We start from the raw sequence: 6,694 nt of genomic DNA, 5'->3' as shown, positions 1-6,694 counted from the left end.
GGCGCAAAAGGGCGGACTCTTCAGAAGTGGTATTTTGACTGTAAACGTCGCTCCTTGTTCTTTACCTGGACTATTTGCGTGGACAGTACCACCATGTAATTCTACTAAATGACTGACGATCGCTAATCCTAGTCCTAATCCACCATAGGCTCTAGTGCTAGAACTATCAGCTTGACGAAAGCGATCGAAGACGTAAGGAAGAAAGTCAGGACTGATACCAATGCCTGTATCAATCACCTGAATTTGGGCATATTTATCCGTTGTCTGTTGTTTTTCTTGACCACTGACTATTGACAATTGCACCTCTACCCGTCCTCCTGCGGGTGTGAATTTGATGCCATTCGATAGTAGATTCCAGATGATTTGCTGCAAGCGCTCGAAATCACCGGAAACTAAGAATTGAGAATTTTCGCCCAGCTTGCTGTCGTCTGAGTGTTGATTGGTTTGGGATTGTGCTTCTGGAGATTCTAGATTTTCGCGATTGATTCCTAATCCCAAATCTGAATTTCGTGTTTCTTTTGCGGGAATCAGGGAAAATCTCAAATCGATTTCCTTAGACTGGGCGGCTAGACTAACAGTCTCGATGGCTGACTCAATCATCGGAACCAAATGACAAGTACAGACATTGAGGCGTAACTTACCTCTAATCATCCGCGATATATCTAGCAGGTCTTCAATTAGCTGGGCTTGCGCTTTCGCATTGCGCTCAATTGTCTCCACAGCCCTAGCGATTAGGGTTTCACTGAGCTTGCTTCTTTGCAGTAATTGTGCCCAACCCAGGATGGCATTCAGGGGCGTTCGCAATTCGTGAGACAATATCCCCAGAAACTCATCCTTCATCCGGTTGGCTTCTTGCAACTGCTCAGTTTGTTGTCGCAAAGAAGCAATTAAACTAGCCCGTTCCATTGCGATCGCTATTTGGTCGCATACTGCTTGCATCATCCCCTTTTGATTGTGCGTGAAGCTTAACCGAGTGCGGCTGCCAAAAGAAAGAGTACCTAACAGCCGTCCTTGGGCAATCAATGGATAACTATAATAAGCAGTAATGCCTAAAGAGCGAATGAATTCTGTTTGCGGGTCAGTTGATTGCTGCACATTCTCTACAGCTATGGGATGGCGTTCCTGCGCTACAACACCACAAACCGCTTCACCAAATGCCAAACATTCAATTTCCTTTGCCAGTTCTTGGGAAATGCCACTGTAAGACCCCAACCGCATTACCTGAGAGTTATCCTCAACCAAATAGTTAAAGTAAACATCTAAACCAATTTGGTCTGAGAGTTTTTGGTAGACGCTATCGATTAGTACTACTGGTTGCTGACTCGATAGTAAATGGTTAGCTGTGTCGAATAGTAGCTTTAGCCTTTTGTAACCTAACGAGAGGGCTTTTTGTGCCTGTTTAAGGTTGCTGATTTCTTGGAACACCAAGATACAGGTAGCCGGATGACCGTGCATTGCTGGCAAGGTATCAGCAAATATCAGTAGAGAACGCACACCAGCGGGAGTGTGCCAGTCCACCTCCAATCCATTCAGGCGTTCGCCAAGGGCAACCCGCACTCCTGGCATTTGCTCATTGGGAATGCGATCGCCAGCCGCATCAGTATAGTGGTAAGCTGTGTGATACTCTGCGGCTGGCACACCTTGAGGAAATTCGCCCCCAGCTAATTCGTTAGCAGAGCGATTGGCAAAAGTTACCCGCGCTGTTCCTGGTTCGATAAACAGCAGCGGTCTTGGCATTAGATTTAACACATCCTCCAGCCATTTTTGCTGATTTAGGAGTACTTCCTCTGCCTGTTTGCGCTCCGTAATATCTAAAAATGCACCAACGCTTCCCCTGGTTTTACCCTCTTCGTCAAACAGGGGTGCAACATACTCCAACAGCTTGACAATTTTTCCATTTTCATGGAGGACATCGAGTTCAAAATCCAGAACTTCGACACCATGAGTGGCAGAGTATTGCATTGGGAGTTCCTCTGCTGAGAGTTCCCTTCCCTCGCGGTAGATTTTAAAACTTGTTGGGCTTTCGTCCAAAGAAGGGTTGAGGGAGGCATTTGTATCTAACAATATCCCCAACTGCTTGGCAAAAGCAGGGTTCACCTTGATATTTTGGCATTCTCGATCTTCGGCAATGCCAATTCCAATGGGAATTACCTCCAACAAAGTTTGTAACTCAGTAATGCGGCGCTGTAGATCCTTGTTTAATTGTAGTATTTGTTCCTTGCTCTGCTTTTGCTCACTGATGTTGCGAGTCACAGTTGCTAAAGCAATTGGCTGACCTGTGTTGTGATCTGTAACAGTGAAGATGTTGTAATCAACTGGTATTGGTTGACCTGTTTGGAGGTGACAAAAGCAGAATTCTCCCTGCCAGCGCCCTTGCGATCGCACAGTCGGCAGTATATGTTCTTGAAAATAGGCTTTGTCTTTGGGCATGACGTAATCTAATACTGCTTTTTGCCTCACTTCATCAAGGCTGGCCAGCCCTACCAGCTTTTGACCTGCATCATTTATATAGAGTAATTGACCCTCAAGGGTGGCGATGCCGATAAAGTCAGAGCTATTTTCTACCAGCGATACTAATTTTTGTTGCTCTGCTTCTGCTTGCTTGCGTTCGCTCAAGTCGAGGATAAACGCCACTGACTCTTCCCGGTTTTCTCCTAGCAGCACGTAACCAACTAAAACCGGGATGCGGCTACCATCTTTGCGAATATATTCTTTCTCGTAGGGTGTACAAGCAGCGTTGGCGTTACCTTGTGCTTCGGCAAGACTTCGTTCATCCAAGTATAAATACTCTGGTGGTGTGATATTGCGCCAACTTAATCTACCTGCTAACAAATCCTCCCGCGTGTAACCAATCATCCTGAGAAATTCGTCGTTTGCCTGCTGGATACCGCCATACACGTCGCCAAACAGAATGCCGATAACGTTAGCATCTACAAAACTCCCCAGTTTAGCTTCGTAGGTTCTCAGTGCTTCTTGGGCGCGGTCGCGTTGATGGCTGAGGCATTCAATAACCGCCGCACTTTGCCAAATCAAAACAGTAAAAATTACAATTAGAACGATCGCAAACACTGATATTGCAAACGCCGGCTCGTATTGTCTTGCCCGTTGACCTTCAACAATTACCCACCCAACTATAAAAGGTACTGCGATCGCGGCAATTAATAAACGACGTGCAAGTAAGCCGCCGTAAGTATCACTTGTAACTACCCTCATTAACCCCTGTTCTGCCCGCGCCCACAGAATCCCCATACTGAGTAAGAGGAACAACACCGCTGTGTGTAACGCCATTGATGTTGTATAAGGGGCAAGTCCATAGAGAACTTTCACTTTGTAGGCATAGTCCATGAGGGCTTGAAAGGAAATTAAAGTCGCGATCAGAGCGATAATTTGGGCATACCAATAACTGCGGTGGGTTTTTGGATGAATCAAAATCTGGAGGGCGACGCTGACCAGCATAAAGTTCAGTGCTGTATTCACCCCCATTCGCCCCGGATGCGATGTCGCTATACTAGTTGGCGAATCACGGAACAGCAGCTCGTCAATGGCGAAATTGTAGCCAAACAGATATTGACAGAGTGTGAGCGCCGCAATTATCGTAACCGCTATTGCACAGACCCTAGAAATTAGAAGAGTAGGGAAGTGGGAGAATAATTTTGTTAGCGCAGCGTTAGCGAGTCCGCGTACCCTTACTCTTAAGCAAGCTACGCGCAGCGTCTGGTAGAGAGCGTCATTTTGAATTTTGAATTTTGAATTGTTTCCCCCTCCTGTTGAAAACAGCCAGAGCGACATACCACACAGTACAAAACACAGCGCTGTGTTGACTTTCATTGTGGCAGGACTACCAGGAAAGCCGCGTTTAAGAACTTCAATGTCAAGGCACCAGCCAACTAGTATCAAGCTGCCACCAAAAACAGCGATCGCACTTGCGACTTTTGCCACAAGTGAATTTGTCGGGATTTTAAATCTATCTTGCAGTCGCAAGCGGTTAATATCTAACATTGAGTCTCTCTAACCGCATCTATCTAGTGTGGTAAATTTACCTATTTCTTACGGTTTAACTATATTGATCCCTTGTATTGTATGTTACCCCTTGACTTGTTTTTCATCTACCTCGATGCATATTTTCTCTTGCACATTTTAGAGTCGGAAATAATGGTGGTTTTTTGAACCACCATTGCCAGGATTTCAAAAATGCAGAGTATGTTGCTTACCATCATCTTGGAAACGTTGCTCTCCAACACCAACAAGTTCTACAATCACTTCACGCCGTGGAGGTGTCCATTCTCCCATTCTCGCTCTAATTTCCACTACTGTTTGATTAGCCTCAGTAAATACGCTGATAGTTGCTAGCGAAAACTTTTGATCTTGATACTCGTTTGTCTGTCCATCATCTTCAAATAGCTGATATTCGTTATTACCAGGCCAAATCCTTAATCGGATCTCGTCGAGCGGGGATTGATCAACGTATTGCCTGACAGGTTGCATGGGAACGATCGCACCGCTACGGACATACAGTGGCATTTTTTCCAGTGGTGCATGAGCCAGAATGTGAATCGGGCCTTCGTAGCGATCGCCACTCCACCAATCATACCAAGTGCCAAGGGGTAAGTAGACAGATCGATGCTCAACTCCAGGGCGGTAAATTGGTGCAGCCATCAGCGACGCACCTAGCAATACTTGATCGTAGAGACTATAGGTTTTCGGATCGTTGGGGAAATGGTAGAATAATGGTCTTAGAATCGGTGCGCCCGTTGTTGCCGCTTCCCAGAAAAGACTATAAATGTAGGGAAGTAGTTGATAACGTAGATTAATATATTCTCGACAGATATTTTCCACGCGATCGCCAAATACCCAAGGTTCATGACGAGCAGTAGACATTGCCGAGTGGCCGCGCATCAGTGGGTAAAGCATTCCTACCTGCATCCACCGAGCGAATAATTCAGCTGTGGCGTTACCAGCAAACCCGCCAATATCGCAACCCACAAACCCCACACCCGAAAGTCCCATGTTGCAAAGCATCGGCAGAGACATTTCTAAATGCTCCCACAACGATTGGTTGTCTCCCATCCACACAGAAGACCAGCGTTGTACACCAGCATAACCCGATCGCGTCAACACAAACGATCGCTCTGAGCTTCGATGCCGTTGCAACCCTTCATAACAAGCTTTAGCCATCATCAACCCATACAAGTTATGCACTTCGGTATGAGTCACATCAATTCTTAATTTTGAATTCTCTCCCTCTCCCCCCTGCGGTGCATCTAGGGGAAACCAAATCTTTTCACCATCATCCCCGAAAGGGCGATCGTTTATTGCAGGTTCATTCATATCATTCCAAATTCCTGCCACACCGATATCAGTTAAGCTTTTGTGTAAATCAGCCCACCAGTTACACACATCAGCACGTAAAAAGTCAGGAAAAACAGCTTTCTCAGGCCAAACGTAGCCGTGGAACAACTCGCCATCAGCTTTACGCACAAAATAGTCGTTTTCTATTCCTTGGTCAAAAACATCATAATTAGCTTCTGGTTCATACTTCACACCAGGATCAATGATTGTGACTGTTTTGAAACCATCCTTTGCTAAATCACTGATGAGTTTTGCCGCGTTCGGGAAACGCTGGGGACTCCAGGTAAACACCCGATAGCCCCGCATATAGTCAATATCGAGGTGAATGACATCGCAGGGAATGCGGCGCTGGCGAAATTCCTTTGCTAGTTCCCGCACAACGGTTTCTGATTCGTAACTCCAGCGACATTGATGATAACCTAGCGCCCATTTCGGTGGTAATGGCATTCTCCCAGTTAGCTGAGTGTATGTGTCCAGAATTTGGGCAGGTTCGGGGCCGTAGATAATGTAATAATCCAATTCACCGCCACGAGTTTCCATCTTCCAAATACCTGGTTGTTCAGCACCGATATCCAACTGACTCCAAAAAGTGGTATTCAAAAAGATGCCATAGCTTACCTGCGGGCGCAAAGCCATAAAAAATGGAATTGCCTGGTACATTTCATCAGTAAGTGCATCATAATCTAAAGCATCCGTTGTCCAGTTGGTTTTTACCTCGCTGAGTTTATCCAAAAAGCCTGTGCGTTCACCAAAGCCATAGAAATGTTCATCGGTTGCAATTTGTTTCCACCCTGCAACTGCACCCATCCGCCAACCCATCCCCATCCCTGCATCTTCGGCAAAGGGACGATTAGCTTTGTCAAAACAGGCGATGCGACACTTTTCCCGTTCAACACACACACGAATCTGTGCTGTTTCAATTTCTACCGTTGCTTCAGTTTCCCGGACTCCAAAAGGTGTTGTCGCCCATTCTGCATCATCCAGCGTCACTGCCCAAGAACGGCGGGGCATAAATTCCCCAGTCAGTGCGAAACGCACGCGGATTAAATTGGGAGCAAGTATACTGATGGTAAGACGTGAGTCGCCACAGTCAAAATTAATAATATTATTGTCCCAGGTTACAGCTTTTACATTGCTAACAGTTGTCCAAGGTTGGTTAGTAGTGGGTAGTTTTCCGAAATATTGCGGCATATCAGTTATTCAGCAGGTTAAAACTTGTCCGCATTCATGATTACAGAGATACTCAGCCTCAAAATCTTTCTTTCGCTAGAAGTTGGATGAAAGATTAGCAGATATTTTTTAGCAAGAGTAGTTTTTGTAATGCAGAAGTTGTTGCTACCACATT

The 6,694-nt window shown here is 45.7% G+C and carries 2 protein-coding genes; both read right to left on the bottom strand.

From position 1 onward, the window contains the following. Positions 1 to 3,999 (bottom strand): PAS domain S-box protein (locus tag HWQ41_RS20050; RefSeq protein ID WP_292766531.1); only part of this gene is annotated, 3,999 nt, incomplete at its 3' end. Positions 4,000 to 4,185: 186 nt separating this feature from the next. Further along, positions 4,186 to 6,540, bottom strand: a complete 2,355-nt coding sequence (locus HWQ41_RS20045) for a TIM-barrel domain-containing protein (RefSeq protein ID WP_292766528.1) — start codon at positions 6,538 to 6,540, stop codon at positions 4,186 to 4,188. Between the last annotated feature and the right edge of the window lie 154 nt (positions 6,541 to 6,694).

Source organism: Nostoc sp. NOS(2021) (assembly GCF_017115025.1).
GTDB lineage: Bacteria > Cyanobacteriota > Cyanobacteriia > Cyanobacteriales > Nostocaceae > Nostoc.
This window is presented reverse-complemented; position numbering and strand designations above follow the sequence as displayed.